Source organism: Erysipelothrix sp. P66 (genome assembly GCF_038682365.1).
GTDB lineage: Bacteria > Bacillota_I > Bacilli_A > Erysipelotrichales > Erysipelotrichaceae > Erysipelothrix > Erysipelothrix piscisicarius.
In genome coordinates this window covers 940,818-960,340 of sequence record NZ_CP152290.1, presented here as the reverse complement: position 1 = coordinate 960,340, position 19,523 = coordinate 940,818, and the positions used below count along the sequence as shown (strand labels likewise).

General features: G+C 36.7%; 19 protein-coding genes and 3 riboswitches. Of the genes, 18 read left to right on the top strand and 1 reads right to left on the bottom strand.

What is annotated here, in order from left to right; translation table 11 throughout:
- Window position 1 precedes the first annotated feature (1 nt).
- Window positions 2–1,615, bottom strand: coding sequence for an ABC transporter permease subunit (locus AAG186_RS04655; protein ID WP_342621299.1), 1,614 nt, complete (start codon window positions 1,613–1,615; stop codon window positions 2–4).
- 61 nt (window positions 1,616–1,676) lie between these two features.
- A riboswitch (Lysine riboswitch) is annotated at window positions 1,677–1,843 on the bottom strand.
- 100 nt (window positions 1,844–1,943) lie between these two features.
- Here AAG186_RS04655 and truB point away from each other — a divergent pair.
- The 18 genes from truB (at window position 1,944) to AAG186_RS04565 (ending at window position 19,522) form a co-directional block, all read left to right on the top strand.
- Window positions 1,944–2,777 (top strand): tRNA pseudouridine(55) synthase TruB, encoded by an 834-nt coding sequence (gene truB / locus AAG186_RS04650; RefSeq protein WP_342621298.1) that lies wholly within the window; start codon window positions 1,944–1,946, stop codon window positions 2,775–2,777.
- Complete coding sequence (locus AAG186_RS04645; RefSeq protein WP_342621297.1) at window positions 2,777–3,715, top strand: bifunctional riboflavin kinase/FAD synthetase; 939 nt, start codon at window positions 2,777–2,779, stop codon at window positions 3,713–3,715. Before truB ends, AAG186_RS04645 begins: the two co-directional genes overlap by 1 nt.
- On the top strand, window positions 3,699–4,994 hold the full coding sequence (locus AAG186_RS04640) for an RsmF rRNA methyltransferase first C-terminal domain-containing protein (RefSeq protein WP_342621296.1): 1,296 nt from the start codon (window positions 3,699–3,701) through the stop codon (window positions 4,992–4,994). Before AAG186_RS04645 ends, AAG186_RS04640 begins: the two co-directional genes overlap by 17 nt.
- A 15-nt stretch (window positions 4,995–5,009) precedes the next feature.
- On the top strand, window positions 5,010–5,528 hold the full coding sequence (locus tag AAG186_RS04635) for a DUF4303 domain-containing protein (RefSeq protein WP_342621294.1): 519 nt from the start codon (window positions 5,010–5,012) through the stop codon (window positions 5,526–5,528).
- A 90-nt stretch (window positions 5,529–5,618) separates the two neighbouring features.
- On the top strand, window positions 5,619–5,948 hold the full coding sequence (locus tag AAG186_RS04630; protein ID WP_003773701.1) for an Asp23/Gls24 family envelope stress response protein: 330 nt from the start codon (window positions 5,619–5,621) through the stop codon (window positions 5,946–5,948).
- A gap of 38 nt (window positions 5,949–5,986) precedes the next feature.
- Window positions 5,987–6,391: a transcription antitermination protein NusB gene (locus AAG186_RS04625; RefSeq protein WP_125164486.1), complete on the top strand. Its 405-nt coding sequence runs from the start codon at window positions 5,987–5,989 to the stop codon at window positions 6,389–6,391.
- Entirely contained in the window at window positions 6,388–7,878 is a 1,491-nt protein-coding gene (xseA, locus tag AAG186_RS04620; protein WP_331835959.1) for an exodeoxyribonuclease VII large subunit, read from the top strand. Before AAG186_RS04625 ends, xseA begins: the two co-directional genes overlap by 4 nt.
- Window positions 7,871–8,080: an exodeoxyribonuclease VII small subunit gene (gene xseB, locus AAG186_RS04615; protein ID WP_123171450.1), complete on the top strand. Its 210-nt coding sequence runs from the start codon at window positions 7,871–7,873 to the stop codon at window positions 8,078–8,080. The genes xseA and xseB overlap by 8 nt, the downstream gene beginning before the upstream one ends.
- Entirely contained in the window at window positions 8,073–8,912 is an 840-nt protein-coding gene (locus AAG186_RS04610; RefSeq protein ID WP_200549125.1) for a polyprenyl synthetase family protein, read from the top strand. The genes xseB and AAG186_RS04610 overlap by 8 nt, the downstream gene beginning before the upstream one ends.
- A gap of 12 nt (window positions 8,913–8,924) precedes the next feature.
- Window positions 8,925–10,703, top strand: a complete 1,779-nt coding sequence (locus tag AAG186_RS04605) for a 1-deoxy-D-xylulose-5-phosphate synthase N-terminal domain-containing protein (protein WP_342621293.1) — start codon at window positions 8,925–8,927, stop codon at window positions 10,701–10,703.
- Window positions 10,704–10,718: 15 nt separating this feature from the next.
- Complete coding sequence (gene recN, locus AAG186_RS04600) at window positions 10,719–12,374, top strand: DNA repair protein RecN (protein WP_342621292.1); 1,656 nt, start codon at window positions 10,719–10,721, stop codon at window positions 12,372–12,374.
- Window positions 12,362–13,543, top strand: coding sequence for a DNA polymerase IV (dinB, locus tag AAG186_RS04595; RefSeq protein WP_342621291.1), 1,182 nt, complete (start codon window positions 12,362–12,364; stop codon window positions 13,541–13,543). The genes recN and dinB overlap by 13 nt, the downstream gene beginning before the upstream one ends.
- The gene (locus tag AAG186_RS04590) at window positions 13,524–14,438 is read left to right on the top strand and encodes a tyrosine-type recombinase/integrase (protein ID WP_161636437.1); all 915 of its coding nucleotides are present in this window, start codon (window positions 13,524–13,526) and stop codon (window positions 14,436–14,438) included. The genes dinB and AAG186_RS04590 overlap by 20 nt, the downstream gene beginning before the upstream one ends.
- Window positions 14,425–15,612 carry a phosphopentomutase gene (locus AAG186_RS04585; protein WP_161636438.1) on the top strand — a complete coding sequence of 396 codons (1,188 nt, stop codon included), beginning with the start codon at window positions 14,425–14,427 and terminating at the stop codon, window positions 15,610–15,612. Before AAG186_RS04590 ends, AAG186_RS04585 begins: the two co-directional genes overlap by 14 nt.
- Before the next feature lie 42 nt (window positions 15,613–15,654).
- On the top strand, window positions 15,655–16,566 hold the full coding sequence (locus AAG186_RS04580) for a tetratricopeptide repeat protein (protein WP_161636439.1): 912 nt from the start codon (window positions 15,655–15,657) through the stop codon (window positions 16,564–16,566).
- A 67-nt stretch (window positions 16,567–16,633) separates the two neighbouring features.
- Window positions 16,634–16,736, top strand: a riboswitch (purine riboswitch).
- A gap of 25 nt (window positions 16,737–16,761) precedes the next feature.
- Window positions 16,762–16,859: riboswitch (purine riboswitch) on the top strand.
- Window positions 16,860–16,909: 50 nt separating this feature from the next.
- On the top strand, window positions 16,910–17,743 hold the full coding sequence (locus AAG186_RS04575; RefSeq protein WP_342621290.1) for an ABC transporter permease: 834 nt from the start codon (window positions 16,910–16,912) through the stop codon (window positions 17,741–17,743).
- Window positions 17,736–18,518: an ABC transporter permease gene (locus AAG186_RS04570; protein ID WP_200542424.1), complete on the top strand. Its 783-nt coding sequence runs from the start codon at window positions 17,736–17,738 to the stop codon at window positions 18,516–18,518. The genes AAG186_RS04575 and AAG186_RS04570 overlap by 8 nt, the downstream gene beginning before the upstream one ends.
- Window positions 18,518–19,522: an ABC transporter ATP-binding protein gene (locus AAG186_RS04565; RefSeq protein ID WP_161636442.1), complete on the top strand. Its 1,005-nt coding sequence runs from the start codon at window positions 18,518–18,520 to the stop codon at window positions 19,520–19,522. Before AAG186_RS04570 ends, AAG186_RS04565 begins: the two co-directional genes overlap by 1 nt.
- The last annotated feature ends 1 nt before the right edge of the window (window position 19,523 follow it).

Genomic DNA, 19,523 nt, shown 5'->3' with positions numbered 1-19,523 from the left:
GTTAATTACCTCCTTCTTTTTTATCAAAGTGAACTCTATGGGTTACTGATGCGGGATAACTCCCTTTTGGTGCATCCATTCGTTTTTCAATCATATTTAAGATTTGAGTTGAGCATATTGTTAGGACAAGGTAGATAAGCGAAACAATAAAGAATGGCTCCATTTGTCGGTAATAGATACCGGTTAATCGGTTACCTTGGAAGAACAGTTCTGATACTGTAATCACATTTAATACCGATGAATCTTTAATATTTACAACAAATTCATTCCCAATTGCAGGGATTGCATTACGAATGGCTTGCGGTAAGATAACATAACGTAATGTTTGTGCCTCAGTCATGCCAAGTGAACGTGCAGCTTCATTTTGCCCTTTATCTATCGCTTGAATTCCGGCACGAATGATTTCAGACATATAAGCAGAGGTATTAATCGAAATAATGATGATCCCTGCTGTAAGAGGGGAGATGGCAACTTCTAAACCACGTAAACCATAATAGATTAAGATTCCTTGAACCATCATTGGAGTTCCACGTAAATATTGAACATAGGCTGTGACAATAACATTCATTAAGCGTTTTAAAAGACGGGTAATCCCTTTATCGCGCTCGCTGATTTTAATTTGACGAAGCCCTGCAATAACAAGACCAATAATCAAACCGAATGTTGTCCCAGTCAAGGCAATTAAGAGGGTAATTCCCAATCCATTTAAAAATAATTTCCAGTTGTTTTGAATAAGGAATCCAACACCGGCAAAGAATCCAGATGGCATTAATTTAGTTTGGTCTTCACTCGAACTTGGTTGACGCTTAATGGCTTCGGACATCATGGCGTCACGTTGTTCAGGTGATAGTTTACTTAATGCAGCGTTAACGTCATCAAGAAGCTTGTCATTACCTTTAGCAAGCCCAATTGAAACAGTTACTTCCTCTGCATCGACGATAAATCCGCTATTACCTTCAAACTCAACAATCGCTAAGTTTGGATTACTGCTTGTAATCGCAAGTGCAACGGGTTTTTCAGATACAAATGCATCAATGGCATTATTATTAACGGCGGTTGTTAAGAAAGGAAAGGACTCAAGGGGAACACCATGATTAACTGATGGAATTTGATCTACAAGCTGATCATGCATGGTTCCAATTTGTGCTGAAACATGCGCTCCGGAAAAATCGCTTAATGCGGTTGCATTTGCATAAGGACTGTCTTTTTTAGTAACTAAAACCATCTCACTTGTATAATAAACATCGGTGAAGTCAACTTCTTGACGACGTTCTTCTGTATTGGTCATCCCAGCAATAATGAGATCAATATCTCCAACTTTTGCGGATTCCAATAGACCTTTAAATACTGCGTGTTCTTTGATTACAAGATTGCGATTGAGTTCGTTCGCGATGTGACGTGCCATCTGAACATCATAACCATCACAATAGCTATGTCCATCTGATAAAGGTTCTGTAAATTCAGTTTCTATCGACTGTGTCCAATTAAATGGGGCATAATTGCATTCCATTCCAACGACTAAATCATCCTGTCGCTGTGACGAGTTCGTACAACCGGTAATGGTTAGTAGAACGAAAAATATAAGTAATACTTTTTTCATGTTTTTGCTCTGCATAACATGTCTCCTCCTAAAATAAACAAAAAAAGACCCACGCTAGAGGTCCATATTGAAATAAGGATAGTCTAGCTCCACTTCACTAAGGAAGGAGTGTTATAGGTATTTCCTATAACCCCACAGTAAAAATTTGCGGTTTTTACCGTTCGGCGATGGTTGCCTTTTTGTATCTTCAAAGCCTGCAAGCTCCAATACATACTTATCTGCATCGCTACCTCTAATATTGTCTTTTAATAGACTTATCATATCACTCAGTGAAATTAAGTCAAGTTTGCTTTTGACTAATTGTGAAAAACCTATATAATTTATAGGTAGAAATGAGGTTCTTATGGACGGTATCTTATGTATTAATAAACCACAAGAAATGACATCATTTGATGTGGTAGCGAAAGTACGAAAATTATTAAAAGTTAAAGTAGGCCACAGCGGGACGTTGGATCCAATGGCTACCGGTGTTTTAGTGTTAGCCGTGAATCAAGCAACTAAAGCACTTCCTTATTTAGGGTTGAACGATAAAACGTATCGCGGTAAGTGTAAATTAGGATTACGAACATCGACTGGAGATGTTTGGGGAGATGTCGAAGAACATGCGGATATCCCTGAAGTTTCTGAAACAAACGTATTAGCATGTTTTGAAACGTTAACGGGACCTCAAACACAACGTGTTCCTAAAGTTTCAGCAAAAAAAATAAATGGAAAAAAATCATACGAGTATGTATTTAACGATGAAGAAGTGAAACAACTTTATACAGATATAACAATTTATAAATTAGAACTTATTGCCATTGAAGGGGATGAAATTGAGTTTAGAGCTTTTGTGTCCAATGGTACATATATACGTACGCTTTGTGAAGATATCGGTGTTTTATTAGGGACTTTGGGAACGATGTCTGCTTTGGAACGTGAACAAGTCGGACCGTATAGACTTGAAGATGCTATAACATTAGAAGCATTAACACCCGAAGTTGAGTTGATATCGGTTAAAGATACAATTGCACTGCCTAAGATTGTTAATCCTCGCATGGAGGATTATGTTAAAAATGGAAAGAGACTTAAATTAGATATTGTTGAAGATCAAGTGCTTATCGATACAGGAGCATATTATGCTGTCTATGAGCGTGAACATGATACAATATTTAAATCAGTAAGAGGACTTTGGTAATGAAGCAAATTACAATACGAGACTATTTACAACTTCACCGTAATAACCATCAACTTGCAGCGTGTATTGGTTATTTTGATGGATTGCATCGAGGGCATCAAATATTAATTAATGAAGCAAAAAACATCGCACAACAATTCAATTATGAGACTGCGCTGATTACCTTCGATCCCGATCCATGGACCGTTCTTCATAATAAATCACATGTTAAACATTTAACACCGATCAAGGAAAAGGTACGTATTGCGGAATCATTAGGTATTGATTATCTGATTACGATAGAGTTTACAAAAGATTTATCAAAACTTTCACCCCTTGAATTTATTGAGAAAATTCTCGTTCCACTCAATATTAAGACCTTAATTTGTGGTGCAGATTATAAATTTGGTTATCGTGGTGTGGGAACCGTTGAAGACTTAAATGAGATGGGTCACTATTACTTTGATACCCACGTTGTTCCATTGGACCATGTTAATGAGCAAAAAATTGGTACAACAGCCATAACGCAAGCAATTTTAAATGGTGATGTCGAACAAGCTAATGACTTATTAGGACGTTTGTATGCGATTAGTGGATTTGTAGTAGGTGGTCAACATCGTGGCCGTGAGATTGGCTTTCCAACGGCGAACATGGATGTTGTCGATGAATATGTAATACCGAAGCAAGGCGTTTATGCTGGGTTTGTAGAAGTTAAAGGGAAAACCTATCAATCTGTTATTAATATTGGTCATAATCCAACATTTAATACGACTGAACACCTATCCCTTGAGACTTATATTCTTGATTTTGATGAGGATATTTATGGTGAGGTGATCAAACAATCTTTTGTGAAGCGACTACGTGATGAATTAAAATTTGAATCAATTGATGCACTTGTGACACAAATGCATTGCGATGTAAAAGAAGCGAGATTAATTTTAGATGAAATTGACCGCTGATTATAAAGAGATGCTCATCGAATCTTTTGGTGAGGCACAGTTTCAAAAAATAGTTGAAGCGTATCAGATGGATTCTGTCCATGGTTTACGATTGAACCCTTTAAAGCCGTGTACCTTACCGTTTAGTGGAACCGAATCCTTAATCAATCACCAAATCCTTATTCCGGATGACTATGCGAAGACGGTAACACATCCACTAAGTCATGCCGGTTGTTATTACATTCAAGATCCAACCGCAACGACACCGGTTACAGCGCTTCATGTAGAACCTCATGATATTATTTTAGATTTATGTGCAGCACCAGGAGGAAAAACGACGCAAATTCTCAGTACATTGACGACCGGATTTCTAATCAGTAATGAAATTGACTCAAAGCGTAATATCAAACTTCAGCACAATTACGATCGTTGGGGATCAGAGCGGGGTGTTGTGACCCAGATGGATACGGATGATCTTGTGCACATACTTGCGAATACATTTGATAAGGTTTTATTGGATGCGCCATGTAGTGGTGAAGGCCTCTATCGCCGTACCCCTGATTTTGCGCTTGAATATAAAAAAAGCGAAGCGTTACGTTTTAGCGTGCTACAAAAACATTTACTTGAGAATGCTTTTACCGCATGTATTGATGGTGGTGTTATCGTATATTCGACATGCACCTTGAATTTTCATGAAAACGAACATGTGATTCTTTCTTTTCTGGAAGAACATCCAGAATGTCAGTTAGAGGTTGTTGATCTTCCAGAAAAAAACGATGGTTATCTTGGTTTGGGAAATAAGGTTTCGCGCTATTTTCCATCAAAAGATGGTGAAGGACATTTTATAGCTCGAATTCGAGTATCTAAATCCAATAAAGAACGTCATCAATTAAAGTTTGGGAAACATAAGCCCACACCCTTTGACTGCTTTGATCGAACCCTTGTCGGTAATATTAAAGAACGTGCTGGCAAGCTCTATGGGCTGAGACATCGAGGTTTTCTTGAAGAACCACTTCATATAACCCGAGATGGTGTTTTTATGGGGGAAATCAAGAAAAATCGAATTGAATACAGCCATACACTTGCGCAATCGTTAAATTTTACCGATGCATTTGAACATCTTGAATTGGACCTAGAATCTGCATACCGCTACTTATACGGGCACCCTGTAAGGACACCGATTAAAGGCATGCATTGTGTTACCTATAAAGGACATGTTCTGGGTTTTGTTAAAGGTGATGGTAAGAAAGGGAACAATCGTTATCCCAAGGGATTACGAAATAACTTTGAGTTTTATTAAGAGGAGGTGGGGAACATGGTTGTAAGTAAACGAACAGCTATTACGAATATTAAAAAAGAAACGGCTTCATTTCTTGAAGAAAATATGAGACATTTTATCATTGATAATGCAGCCATGGAATTTTATGCAATGGCGATCGATGTAAATCCGCAAAACGGTATGTTAAGCATTTCGTTAAATACTGATTTTGATTTTAATAAAAAATTGCATCAATATCGCATTCAAAGTAATAACAACCGTTATAATGAACGTGAAGCCATTGAAACACTAAAATTCACAACCAATGAATGGCATTATCAAGCATTCGCATCATCTTGTCCCATTAGCCAAGAGCTCTATGATCACTATTTCAGACAAAATTTTGAAGCTTATCTTGAAATTATTACATCATGTTTAGTTGAATTTAAAACGACTGCAGTCTATGACGAAATTTCGAAATGTGATTGTTTTACAATTCTATGCAAAGCGGAAGGAGAACCTTATGCTATATCACTGGGACGCACCCAGCGCATAGAGGAGAAAATGTCGATTTAACACGGGTTCAGTGATAATTCGTAAACCTTTTGAGTTCTTTCTTTTGTTTAGATTTTTTTTCTGTTATAATTAGTTTAGTAGGTGATAAATATGTCAAATGAATATGTCTTAATTCAAAATGAGAAGACTGGTCTTGGTCAAATTGCAATTTCGAACAATGTTATTAATCATATTGTTCAGATTACAGTGAATGAAAATGATGCTATCTTTTTTGAAGATGGATCAGGAAAAAAATCATTGATCGTTTCAAACGAAAATGGTCACGTTAATGTAGACCTTAAAGTACGCGTTAAATATGGTAAAGATGTTGAACGTGTATGTCGTGCATTACAAAATGATTTGCAACGCAACATTGAATTGATGGTTGATTTCAGTAATACATCAATCAATATTAATGTTGTCGGATTTAAGTTTAATTAGAAGCAGGATTCTGCTTCTTTTACTGTGGAGGTTTTTTTATGGTAATGTCGCGATATAACGAACGACAAAATGCAATGTCAGCAATCTATATTCATCTCTTAAGAGAGCAAACTATGCAAGAAGTTCTTGAGGATAATCGTTTTGTTTCAGAAGTAGGGACGTTTATTCAAGATTTTAATTTGCAAGATGAGATGCTTCAAGTTGTGATGAATGTCGAAGCACGTAAAGATATTTATTCGCGAGCAATCGATCATTATTTAACGAAATGGCGTTTTGACCGTCTCGGTTTTATTGAACAAGCAATTCTTTTAATGGCTTGTGCTGAATTGGAACTCGGTTATCAAGATAAAGTTGTTATTGTTAATGAAGCGGTTAATCTCGCTAAAGATTTTTCAGATGAAGAGTCTTATAAATTAATTAATGGAGTCATTGATGCACTATGATAACTCAGGATGTAATTACGGTTACAGAATTTGTTCATGAATTAAAAGGTGTTATTGATCAACATCCTTCTTTTAAGAATGTCGCATTAGTCGGTGAGCTTTCGAATTTTAAAGCACATCATAGTGGGCATTTTTATTTTTCCCTAAAGGATGATAAAAGTAGAGTTACGTGCGCTATGTTCCGTCGCAGTGCAAGTAAAGTTTTATTTAAGCCAAAAGACGGTGATAAGGTTGTTATTTTTGGTCGCTGTGAAGTGTACACGGATACCGGTACGGTGCAAATTTATGCAGATCGTATGAATTTAGATGGTTTGGGTGATTTGTATATCCAGTTTGAGAAATTAAAAAAAGATTTTGAAAATCGAGGTTATTTTGATCCCAAGCATCGAAAGCCAATTCCTAAGTATCCTCAACGTATCGGCGTTATTGTAGGGGAGAACAGCGCCGCTTATGCCGATATATCCCGTACACTTCAAGAGCGTTGGCCACTGGCACAACAAATTGATCTCTTGGCTTATGTACAAGGGGAGCATGCCTCTAACAGTTTGGTTCAACAAATCAAAACAGCACATCTTCAAAATATCGATACCATCATTTTAGGTCGGGGTGGGGGATCGATTGAAGACCTATGGGCATTTAATACACCCGAAGTTGTTGAAGCAATCTTCTCTAGTGAAATTCCAATTATTTCAGGTATTGGTCATGAAAGTGATGTTACATTATCAGATTTTGTTGCAGATTATCGTGCTGCGACACCCACTGCTGCAGCCGTTGCTGCAACACCGAATTGGGTTGAGATGAACACCATGATTCGTGATTATAAAAACCAGTATTATCTTGCAGTTCGAAATAAGTATCTTAGACGGATGGGTGACTTTACATCCTTGATTCAAAGCAGTGCATTAAAAGATCCAATTCTTTTAGTCGAACGAAAACAACAAAAGTTAGATACGTTGACAGTCCGAATTACACATCAACAGACTTTATTTGATGAATCAAAGCGGCTGCTTACACTGTTTACGAATCGAATGGAAAATTCGTTGCAGATAAAACAAAATAATTCACACCATGCGATTAACCAGTTTATGAGTTTAAGTACCACTACAATTCAACAGAAATTGAATCAATCATTACAAAAGTTCAATATGATGGAAAATCGATATGTCTTCTATTCGCAATATATTGAACGTAACATTAAACAAAATCAGCTCATGATTCAACAATATAATGGTCGCTTTCAGTCACTTGTGGAGCGGGACTTAAACTTGAAAAAAGAGCGTTTAAACGATATACTTAAGTCACTTAAGTATCGTTCACCCTTGGAGGTAATTCAACGAAATCTTAACCAAGGGTATGTGATTCCACGCAAGAACGATACGCATGTTTTAAGTGTTGATGCACTGAATCTTAACGATCACATTCAGTTAGAATTTAAAGATGGATTTGTGGTGACACAGGTCATCAGTAAGGAGTCTAAAGATGAATAAAGATTTTAATTTTGAAATTGCAATGGCGCGTCTTGCGGAAATTGCAAATGAGTTGGAAAAAGACAGTCTTCCCTTGGATCAAGCAATTGTTCTCTTTGAAGAAGGTTTGAATTTATCCAAGCAATGTCAAGAACGTTTAAGCGGATATGAAAACCAAGTTAAAGCTTTAGTTCAAAAACATCAAGGGGAACAAAATGATTAAAGACATCGATAAACAATTATTAACAATTTTAGCGTATTACCCCGAGACCTCTGTTGTTAAAGAAGCCATGTCGTACTCACTAATGAGTGGAGGAAAGCGTTTAAGACCTCAACTCTTATTGGCGATGCTTCAAGATTTTGGTTGTGATTACCAAATTGGTCTATATCCTGCATGTGCACTTGAAATGGTTCATACCTATTCTTTAGTACACGATGATCTTCCTGCGATGGATGATGATGATATGCGACGTTTTAAACCAACCAATCACAAAGTGTTTGGTGAAGGTGTTGCAATTCTTGCAGGAGATGCACTTTTGACAGGGGCTTTTACAGCTTTGTCACAGGCGTCTTTAGATGCAGATGTTCTCGGAAAGTGTTTTGAAATTCTAGCGCGTAATGCTGGAAGTAATGGGATGATTTTAGGTCAAGAATTGGATATCGATGATCAAATCCAGCATATTGATGATCTCGTTGCGTGCTACAATCTTAAAACCGGTTGCTTATTTGCAGCGGCATTTGAAATGGCAGCCGTAATTGCAGGGCAGGATGCGTACCAAAAATTAGCTCATGAGTTGGGCTTATCCTTGGGCGTTGCTTTTCAATTCCAAGATGATCTTCTTGAAGTTACAAAATCTTCAGAGGAAATCGGGAAGAGCAATCAAAGCGATGCAGAACGCGATAAAACAACTGTTGTGAGTTTATTGGGTCTTGAACAAGCTCGCACCTTAACGGAATCGTATTTTTCAAGTATTAAAGATTTATTAAGAAAAATGAATATTGAAAATGGAAATCTGAAACAGATTATTGATGAAATGATGAGTCGCGAATTATAGGAGGCACGTCTCTTGTTTGAACAATTTAGCAAATCGTATGATATTAAATCTTTAACCGTTGATGAATTAGAAAAACTCAGTGATGAAATCGCTGTTTTTCTTGCGTCTAAAACGCGATATGAAGTGGATACTATTATTGAAAATATCAATGTTCTTGAAACCACTCTTGCGCTCCATCATGTATTTGATCTGACTTGTGATAACGTAATTTTTGATGGTGGCAAGCAGGTAATGGTACATAAAATACTTACAGGCAGATCACAGGAGTTGATGCTTCGAAATTCAGGTTCGATGTACCTTGATGATCAAAATACGATGGATCGTTATAGTGGTGGAAAGCCAGGTGAAGGGTTGGGAGTTGCCTTGGCTTATGCTATTGAAAATCCGGATGTTCATAATGTAATTGTTCTGAATGACTACGCATTGAATTACGGTATTACGTACGAATCATTGGTTCAAATTAGTCGTTTTAAGCCAAATTTAACCATCATTTTAATTGATGAACAGCAGTCGCTTTTAAGACATTATACCTCGATGGATGCGTTAATTAAGTCAATTCGTATTAGCAAAACGTATACGGGTCTAAAAAAAGATGTTAAATCGATTTTAGATTCAAATCCAATCAGTAGACCCATACTTGCCACACTGACAAAGATAAGGGATGCAGTCAAAGAAACTGTCTTAGAACCAACTATTTTTAAGCAATTTGGGGTGGATTATCAAGGGCCAATCGATGGTCAAAATCTCAAGGAGTTAATCCGAGTATTTGAATTGTCAAAAAAATATAAAGGTCCGCATGTTATCCATGTGCAGACGCGTTTAAAAAATAAAAAACAACGGAAACTTGAATTTCCAACTTTTAAAACTGATCATGACCGTGCGGAAAATTATCATACTTATCTAGAAGCGATTGATTATCAATTAACAGATATTGCGCAAGATGACCCCGATTTATATGTGCTTTCGGATGCCTATAAACTTAAGGATTATTTGCCAACATTTGCGCTTACACGACCAGATCACTTTATGACGACGTCCGGATCAACACAAGCCTTAATCTCGATAGCACATGGACTTGTTCGTGAAGGAAAACATGTCCTTATATCAATTCATGCCTCCCAGCTTGAAGGTATTGTGATGCAACTACGTAATCAATTTTCAATCAAACAATGTCCCATTACAATTATTGTAAATGATTCTGGACTTAATCCAGAAGGTGATACGTATCGTCAAGGAATTTTTGATATAGGAATCTTTGCAAATCTTACACATTTTAAAGTGTATATGGGAAAATCAATTGTAGATACGATTTCAATTTTAGAACGGGTAATCCAAGAACCTCAAATTAGTGTGATCAGAATTCCGTCAGGTCTTGAGTATGTTGCCCCGAATACCGAATTAAAACCAGTAAAGGGATGGCATCTTGAACATGATTTTTCATTTGATAGCTCTGGGGTAATTCTTTCTTTTGGACCCTCTATTAATGCACTTAAACAACGAATTCAATCCAACGACTTGGATATAGGATTAATTAATTGTACTGAAATTATGTATGTGGATCCTACTCTATTAGATGAAATAATTAGATGCAACCTTAAAATTGTAGTCTACGATGTTGAAAGTACGAAAAGCGTTCTTTATCAGAATGTTCTTCAAAGCCTTTATCAGCGTGGTGCAAATAATGAGTGCATCGATTTACATGTTTCATGTATTCATTTAAATAAAACTTCAAAAGATGCGAAATCATCTCAAAAAATACATATTAATAATGTTTTTGATTATTTTCAGTAGTAAAGGAGGAATACCATGCTAACTCATTTGACGATTGACAATTTTGTACTGATTCACCATATTTCGGTGGATTTTTCAGATCATTTTAATGTTTTCACAGGTGAGACGGGAGCGGGTAAGTCTCTATTGGTCGATGCGTTAAATTTCGTTTCGGGACAACGAAGCAGCGCTTCGGTAGTTGGCAAAAATGGGAAAAGTGCTCGTGTCGAGGTCGCTTTTAATCTTGAAAAAGCACAGAATCTTACCAATAAACTTAAAGATTTTGATTTGTATGATGATGCGGATGAATATGCAGTCATTTCGAGAGAGATGAATTTGGAAGGACGCAGTATTTGTAGAATTAATCATCGTGTCGTTAACTTGTCGACGGTGAAGTCATGCTTGGATGGTGTTCTCGATATTCATTCACAGCATGAAACGCAATATCTTTTAAACCCGAAGAATCACTTGAAACTACTGGATGAGTTTGCTCAAAATGAAACAGTTCGTTCACAGTATCAAGAATTGTTTCATCTCTATCAAGCCACTGAAGCACGCTTAAACAATCTTGAAAACAGTAATATTAATCCCGATGAGATTGAATTCGCAAATTTTCAGCTTAATGAGATTAATGATCTCAATCCGAGCCTTGATGATTACCATCAAACGAAACAAGATTTAGAAATGTTGTCCAATTTTGAGAAAACAAAAACATTTACGAACGCATTAGAGGATATTTTGGATGGTGACGAGGGTGTTGTAGGGAAACTCTATGAGTTTTTAGATCGTATTGATGTCCTTCGAGATGAAACGCTTCAAGAGCGGTTTAAAAATGTTTATTTTGAAGCTGAAGATCTTCGAGATGAGTTGGTACGATATAACAGTGGTTTGGTTTTTGATGAGTATGAATTTAATCGTCTACAAGATCGTGTCTATCAATATGATCAATTAATTCGGAAATATGGTTCAATCGATGGTGTATTAAAAAAACAAGAAGCATTGATTCAACAGATTGAGCAAGCAGAACATTTTGATGATTTTAAGATTGATTTAGAGAATGAATTGAGAGCCGTACAGCTTCAATTGAGTGAAGCAGCGCAATATTTATCACAATCACGTTTTAAAGCTAAAGCGGATCTAGAAGCTGCAGTGATTGCACAACTTGATGATCTCTTGTTGGAAAATGCGCAATTTGTAATTGACCTTAAAAACTCAAGTTTAACGTTAGATGGTGCGGAGACTGCACATTTTCTTGTATCGATGAATAAAGGGATTCAACCTTCTCCATTAGAGCGTGTAGCAAGTGGTGGAGAACTTTCTCGCTTAATGTTGGGTTTAAAAACGATTTTCAGTTCAATTTATGGCGTATCTACACTTATTTTCGATGAAATCGATACGGGAGTTAGTGGTCGAGTTGCGCTCAAAATTGGTTCTAAAATGAGTAAAATTTCTCAAACATCTCAAGTTTTGACGATTTCGCATCTCGCTGCAGTTGCAGCTTGTGCAGATCATCATTTCTTGATTTCTAAAAATGAAGTCAATGATGAAATTGTCACGGATATTCAAGAAATTACTGAAGATGACCGGATTCATCAAATGGCACTCATCATGTCAGGAAATGTCACGGAAGCCGCTCTATATTCTGCCAAAGAACTTCTTAAAGAAGGGCAACACTTACGATGGCACAAGTAATCTTTCATATTGATATCAATGCATTTTATGCCAGTGCTCATTTAATTGCGGATGCAAGTTTGTATGGAAAACCGGTAGTCGTATGTAGTAACCACAGAGGATCCGTGATTACAACTGCCTCTTATGAAGCACGTTCATTTGGAGTGAAATCGGCTATGCCGCTGGCTCATGCCAAGCGGTTATGTCCCAATTTAGTGGTTATTGAAGTAGATTTTGAACTCTATCAAGATTTATCGGTTAAGTTTATGAATCTTATCCGCAGTTATTCAAGCCTAATGCAACCTGCTAGTATCGATGAATGTTATGTTGATATGACGGAAGTAATTAAAAACTATGAGAAACCACTCGATCTTGCAGTTGAAATCCAACAAAAAGTTTGGGATGAATTAAAACTTCCGATTTCAATTGGCGTCGCACCCAATAAATTCTTAGCTAAAATGGCGAGTGATATGCAGAAGCCACGAGGCATCACGGTTTTAAGAATTCGCGAAGTGCCACAAAAATTGTGGCCTTTACCCATTGAACTCATGCATGGAATTGGGAATAAAACAGTTCCTCGATTAAAAAAAATAGGTATTGAATCCATTGGTGATCTTGCGAATCAGAATGCAGACCATTTAAAAAATATTTTGGGAATTAATGCTCACAATTTTGTTCAAAAAGCAAATGGATATGATCATTCAAAGATTGATACTGATGTAACGATGAAGTCAATTGGTCAATCAAAAACTTTTAAAGATGCTATGTCTGATCTCGATGAAATTCGAAATGCAATTTTAAACGAACTGGCTGAAGTTATCCGGCGTATGGAACTTCAAAATGTAGTAGGGAAGACCGTATCTTTTTCAATTCGACTTGATGATTTCAAAACCGCCACACGTTCATTTACATTTGATGAATACACAAGTGATCAAAATTTATTATTTGAGCGTTTGATGAGCTTGTACGATGAATTTGATGGTCTTGGAGGTGTATCATTTATTTCTGTCACCATGACCAATTTAATGCCCAGAGATGAAATCATAGAGCAACTGAATATTTTTGATGATTTGGAGGAAGTTACGGTCAATGACATTATTCATCGGTTAAATAAACAGCTCAATCAAAATCTTTTTAAAACGACTCGTTCAGTTTTAAAGGAGGCAGCTTATGAAAAGCCAAGCGAATGATTTTATACATTATCTTCAATATATTGATCCTAAAGCTGCTTTAACCGTCACGTCCTATCAAAATGATTTAAACCACTATATTGATTATCTAGAAAGCGACGGTTTGACATCTTTACAAGAGGTTGATGCGGAAATAATTCGAAAGTATATTGATCGTATTCACGATGACTATGCGGCTTCAACACTTCAACATAAGATCGTCGTAATTCGGCAATTTCATCAATATCTACTCAATAGTGGTCAGCTTCACCATGATCCGACAGCTTTCATTTCGGTCAAAAATAAAGGTTCACGCATTCCACTCAGTGTATCGGAGGATGTAATCCGAAAGCTTTTTTCTTTTGATCGTGTTACCGGTAAAGATTATTTGGATTATGCGATTTTAATGCTCCTTTATCGATGTGGTCTACGTGTATCGGAGTGTGTTCATTTAGAGTTTTCACACGTTTATATTGACCAACAGTGGTTGCGAATTCTTGGGAAAGGGAACAAGGAGCGGATGATTCCCTTATCAGAAGATGCAATTGATAGTCTGAATGATTATCTGAATGACATTAGGCCGCAGTGGCTGATTCAATCATCAGATCGAATATTTATTAACGCAAAAGGCAAGGGAATCTCAAGACAATATATCGATTCTATGATAAAATCTAGATGTAAAGAAATGGGAATTACAACTCCGATTTCAGCGCATACTTTGCGACATAGTTTCGCAACAGCTATCTTAGACACAGGCGTAGACTTGCGTATTATTCAAGAACTCCTCGGTCATCAAGATATCTCAACAACCCAGATTTATACTCACGTAAATAAGAAGACATTGAAGCGAGAGTATGATCAGTATTTAAAAGGTGGTTTTTCGAATCAAGGAGGGAATAGAGATGAAGAAATTTGATCGAATTATTACAGTAGTAATGGACTCAGTTGGTGCCGGTGCAGCACATGATGCAGCGAAGTTTGGTGATGTTGGCACAGATACGTTAGGCCATATTGCAGAGGCAATGGATGGGCTTAACATGCCAAATTTGGAAAAACTTGGTCTTGGTAATTTACATAATATTAAAGGTGTATCTCAAGTTGAGGAACCTCAAGCATACTATACAAAAATGATTGAAGCTTCTAATGGTAAGGATACGATGACAGGACATTGGGAAATGATGGGTCTTTATATTGAAAATCCTTTTATCACGTTTACCGAGACAGGATTCCCTAAAGAACTCTTAGATGAGCTTGAAAAGCGTACCGGTTATGGCATTATTGGAAATAAGGCAGCAAGCGGAACTGAAATATTGGACGAGTTGGGTGAAGAGCACATGGCGACAAAGAAAATGATCGTCTATACTTCAGCGGATTCAGTGCTTCAAATTGCAGCACACGAAGAGGTGTTTGGTCTAGATGAACTTTATCGATGCTGTGAAATTGCCCGTGAGTTAACCATGAAAGATGAATGGAAAGTAGGTCGTGTTATTGCTCGCCCATTTGTTGGTGAGGGTAAAGGCGCATTTAAACGTACTTCAAACCGTCACGACTATGCTTTAAAACCATTTGGAAAAACGGCACTTGACTCGTTAAAAGAGAATGGTAACGATGTGATTAGTGTCGGAAAAATTGCAGATATTTTTGATGGAGAAGGTATTACCGAAGCTTATCGAACCAAGAGTAATGAGCACGGAATGGAAGAAACAATTCGTATTACTCGAGATCATAAGTTCAACGGATTTATGTTTGTGAATCTTGTAGATTTTGATGCAATGTATGGTCATCGTCGCGATCCAATTGGTTATGGAAAGGCTTTAGAAGCATTTGATGTTCAACTTGGAACGCTCCTTCAATATATTGGTGATCGTGATTTACTCATTATAACGGCTGATCACGGAAATGATCCAACGCACACAGGTTCAGACCATACTCGTGAAGAAGTACCTGTACTTTATTACTCACCATCCTTAGAAGGAAAAGGTCTCTTGAAAAAAAATAATACGTTCTCTGATTTAGGTGCAACAATCGTGGATAACTTTGATGCAAAGCCGACTGAATATGGAACGTCGGTTCTTGAACAGTTAAAATAATTTAAGCACCAGATTTCTGGTGCTTTTCTAAAAGGAGGATCTATGAATTTTATAGAATTTTGTGATGCGGTTCGTGTTATAAAAGGTTATGTACTCTACGATCCACTTCAAAATTTACGCGAACAAGCCTATAATCCCGATTCGGTTGTAACGCTTATTCGGGAAGGGGAACGTATTTTCGTTGCGGATTTAAATGTAACCGAACGCTATACCTTAAACTCTAACCTATCATACCTTTACCGCCTTAATCATCAGTATAAAGATGCGCTTTACTATACGGAAAAGTGTATTGATTATGCTTATGGGACGCCCCATAATGAAATTCAGCTCATGAATCTCATTGATAAGGCAATAATTTTAAAATGTTTAAAATATTATGAAATTGCGATTGAACTCTTTGATTCACTTGAAACCCATGAACATTTGGATGAAATTCCACATGTTTTAGATCGAATCTATCATGAACGGGGTAAGTGTTTGCTTGAAATGAATGAATTTACGCTCGCAGAGTCTTATTTTAAGAAAGCACTCGAGCTGCGTCTTTTATCTGAAAATGAAGACTTAATCAATGAGACTGAAGAGGCTTTAGAGTACACGCAATCAATCGAATTCAAATTAATTAATGGTCATGAGTATCCCATTTATATGGATGATTTGGTCCTTGTAGATGCATACTATGTACCTAGGGATACTGTACAATCGTATATCAAAGACCGTGAATTTTTTGCGATGAAGGCTCAAGATGTTTTCGCTACATTTTGTGCACGCGTCGAACGGAAATGGGAGAATACCGAGGAGGGGGAAGCGATTGTTGGTTATGATGAGCATAACACGATTGTTGCTTTGGTCCATCTAAATCCAAAGGGGATTGAACAGATGCTTCATGCTTATCAAAATCATGATTTAGAGTCCTATTTATTGAAACTGAATCAACTCAGCAGACAAATACAATAACAAGATATCATAATCTTGTTTTTTTTATTTTTCAAAATTCACTTGATTAAATAAAGTGACATGCTATAATATCCATGTTTTTACGAATCGTATATCATCACTAATATGGAGTGATAGTTTCTAGCCGATACCAATGAAAAGATCGGACTACGATAGGAAAAGTTCTTTTTCCTATTGGTAAAAACTTTTTTTATATTAAAATAGAATCTTTTTTATCATATATGTGTCTAATAAGGGGACACGTTTCTACCTGATACCGTAAATATCAGACTATGATAGAAAGTGTTTTTTAGCTTTCTATCATTATGTTGATAGAAAGCTTTTATTTTGTTAGGAGGCGTTCATGAAACGTTTTAAAAATTCGGTGTATCTTTTTCCGGGATTATTACTCGTCGTTGTTTTTATGATAATTCCACTTGTGATTACCATTATGCCCACATTCATCAATAATGGTATTACATTTACAAACTATACATCTGTCCTTACGGATCCGTTTTATCAAAGTATTTTGATAAGAACCATCCGTATTGGTCTGGTTACGACATTAATATGCCTTGTATTGGGATTTCCAACAGCCTATTTTATCGTAACCGGATCTGAATTGCGTCGGAAATTAACCATGGCACTCGTGTTATTTCCCTTATTTACAAACGCAGTAATTCGTGGGTTTGCCTGGATTACGATTCTCGGTAAGAACGGTTTTTTGAATCAAACACTCTTAAATTTTAATTTGATCCAAGAACCGATAGGATTTATGTATACAGAGTTTTCAATTATCATTGGATCTGTTTATTTATTTCTTCCCGTTATGGTTAATACGTTGGTCTCCGTTTTATCGAAGGTTGATGGGAAATTAGTCGAGGCCGCACAGACTTTAGGTGCGAAAAGTGGTGCAATATTTAAAGAAATTGTATTGCCACTCACATTCCCAGGAATTGTCTTGGGTTCGGTACTTGTTTTCACCGGAACAATAAGTGCCTATGTTACACCATCATTACTTGGTGGAAACAAGAATATGATGCTTTCTACGCTTTTGTATCAGCAGTCCAATGAGCTCATGAATTGGCAATCGGCAAGTGTCTTCGCATTTATCATGATTCTTCTTTCTGCAGGCATTATGAAATTAATGACCTACTTAAGTCATAAAGTTGATCAAAGGGGGATGTCTAATGAATAAAAGTCGTTTTCTCGATTGCATTGCTTATCTTGCGATAAGTTTTATTGGAATTCCTTTGATAATCATAACGGTGACAGCTTTTGGAGAAGCTCCGATTATTCAATTTCCAATTCAAGGATTTACGTTAACTTGGTTCTCTAAAGTGTTTCAATCTCAAGTATTTATGGATAGTTTTGTATTAAGTTTGAAAATATCTGTATTGGCTACGATTTTATGTATGGTGATTGCAATTCCAGCATCGTATGCACTCGTGGTGAATAAAGGGAAGTGGAGTGAGCGAATTAACTCAATTTTTCTCGCACCATCATTAATACCTTCAATTGTACTCGCTTATGCACTTTTTCAATACTTAGTGATTCAGCTTCATTTGAGTTTGAATATCGCTTTAATTATTGGTCATATGTTGATTGTATTTCCTTATACGATTCGAATAATTTGTGCCTCACTTCATGAATTTGACTTAAGCATTCATGAGGCAGCTGTTGTATTGGGCTGTGGTCAATTGGAAGGCTTTGTGAAAGTTGTACTTCCAAATATCAAAGATGCATTAGTATCGGCAAGCATCATGGGATTTATTAATTCGTTTAATAATTTACCCGTTTCGATGTTTCTAAAAGGTCCGGGAATGAATACATTACCTGGGGCGCTCATGAATCATATTGAGTATAATTTTGATCCAGTAGTGAGTGCATTATCTGTTATTCTTATGGCATTTACAATGGTACTGATGTTTGTCATGGACAAAGGATTGAGTAAAAAAGGAGCGAATGTTTAATGAATTTTGCGGTATTAGATCAAATTAGTGTTTCTTATGATGGCAAACACAATGTGCTTCAAGATTTAGATTTAGAGATAAGAGAAGGGGAACTTTTATCTCTACTTGGACCATCAGGGTGCGGTAAATCTACAACGTTACGTACCATTGCAGGATTTAATGCAATTCGGACGGGAACATTTTATGTAGAAGATAAAAGAATGAATGAGGTTAAAACAAATGAACGAGATTTTGGAATGGTGTTTCAAAGTTATGCGTTATTTCCTCATTTAAGCATTCGTGAAAATATTGCCTTTGGGTTAAAACAACGAAAGGTAAATCGTGGCATGATTGCAAGTGAGGTTGAAGGAATGGCCCGTATTTGCGGTTTAACAGAACTGCTCGATCGTTATCCAGGTCAATTATCCGGAGGCCAGCAACAGCGTGTTGCACTCGCCCGAGCCCTTGTTATTAAGCCGAAGTTATTACTGCTTGATGAGCCCTTGAGTAATCTTGATGCTCAACTTAGAATTCAAATGCGGGAGGAAATACGACGAATACAACAAGAACTGAAGATTACTACTGTATTTGTGACCCATGATCAAGATGAGTGTTTTGCGATAAGTGATCGTGTTGCAATTATGAATAACGGTAAAATTGAACAACTGGACACACCTGAAGTGATTTATTCAAGTCCTCAAACACATTATGTGGCGGAATTTGTTGGATTTGAAAACATAAAACCAATCGAAGATTTCAAGTTTTTAAATAATGGACAAGGTCTCATTGCTTCAAAAGATTATGCGTCGTCAAAATCGTTTGGTATTAGACCTTCAGACCTCATGCTCGGTTCGGGAATTAATGAAATGTCAGGACTCATTAGTTCTGTTGCATACCTAGGGAGTTGTTATCAATATCAATTAGAGACTGAATGTGGTGCATTTAAATTATGCACACAAGAAAAACTTCAGATTCATTCAGTCGTATCGTTTAGAATAGATCCAGAATCAATTGTCTTTATTTAGG

What these genes read in the sequence shown, in the direction of transcription:
- AAG186_RS04610 (WP_200549125.1), top strand. Translation starts at nt 8,073, where the DNA reads ATGATTAAAGACATCGATAAACAATTATTAACAATTTTAGCGTATTAC.
- AAG186_RS04565 (WP_161636442.1), top strand. Translation starts at nt 18,518, where the DNA reads ATGAATTTTGCGGTATTAGATCAAATTAGTGTTTCTTATGATGGCAAA.
- AAG186_RS04590 (WP_161636437.1), top strand. Translation starts at nt 13,524, where the DNA reads ATGAAAAGCCAAGCGAATGATTTTATACATTATCTTCAATATATTGAT.
- dinB (WP_342621291.1), top strand. Translation starts at nt 12,362, where the DNA reads ATGGCACAAGTAATCTTTCATATTGATATCAATGCATTTTATGCCAGT.
- truB (WP_342621298.1), top strand. Translation starts at nt 1,944, where the DNA reads ATGGACGGTATCTTATGTATTAATAAACCACAAGAAATGACATCATTT.
- AAG186_RS04645 (WP_342621297.1), top strand. Translation starts at nt 2,777, where the DNA reads ATGAAGCAAATTACAATACGAGACTATTTACAACTTCACCGTAATAAC.
- AAG186_RS04655 (WP_342621299.1), bottom strand. Translation starts at nt 1,615, where the DNA reads ATGCAGAGCAAAAACATGAAAAAAGTATTACTTATATTTTTCGTTCTA.
- AAG186_RS04640 (WP_342621296.1), top strand. Translation starts at nt 3,699, where the DNA reads ATGAAATTGACCGCTGATTATAAAGAGATGCTCATCGAATCTTTTGGT.
- xseB (WP_123171450.1), top strand. Translation starts at nt 7,871, where the DNA reads ATGAATAAAGATTTTAATTTTGAAATTGCAATGGCGCGTCTTGCGGAA.
- AAG186_RS04585 (WP_161636438.1), top strand. Translation starts at nt 14,425, where the DNA reads ATGAAGAAATTTGATCGAATTATTACAGTAGTAATGGACTCAGTTGGT.
- xseA (WP_331835959.1), top strand. Translation starts at nt 6,388, where the DNA reads ATGATAACTCAGGATGTAATTACGGTTACAGAATTTGTTCATGAATTA.
- AAG186_RS04630 (WP_003773701.1), top strand. Translation starts at nt 5,619, where the DNA reads ATGTCAAATGAATATGTCTTAATTCAAAATGAGAAGACTGGTCTTGGT.
- AAG186_RS04580 (WP_161636439.1), top strand. Translation starts at nt 15,655, where the DNA reads ATGAATTTTATAGAATTTTGTGATGCGGTTCGTGTTATAAAAGGTTAT.
- AAG186_RS04570 (WP_200542424.1), top strand. Translation starts at nt 17,736, where the DNA reads ATGAATAAAAGTCGTTTTCTCGATTGCATTGCTTATCTTGCGATAAGT.
- AAG186_RS04575 (WP_342621290.1), top strand. Translation starts at nt 16,910, where the DNA reads ATGAAACGTTTTAAAAATTCGGTGTATCTTTTTCCGGGATTATTACTC.
- AAG186_RS04635 (WP_342621294.1), top strand. Translation starts at nt 5,010, where the DNA reads ATGGTTGTAAGTAAACGAACAGCTATTACGAATATTAAAAAAGAAACG.
- recN (WP_342621292.1), top strand. Translation starts at nt 10,719, where the DNA reads ATGCTAACTCATTTGACGATTGACAATTTTGTACTGATTCACCATATT.
- AAG186_RS04625 (WP_125164486.1), top strand. Translation starts at nt 5,987, where the DNA reads ATGGTAATGTCGCGATATAACGAACGACAAAATGCAATGTCAGCAATC.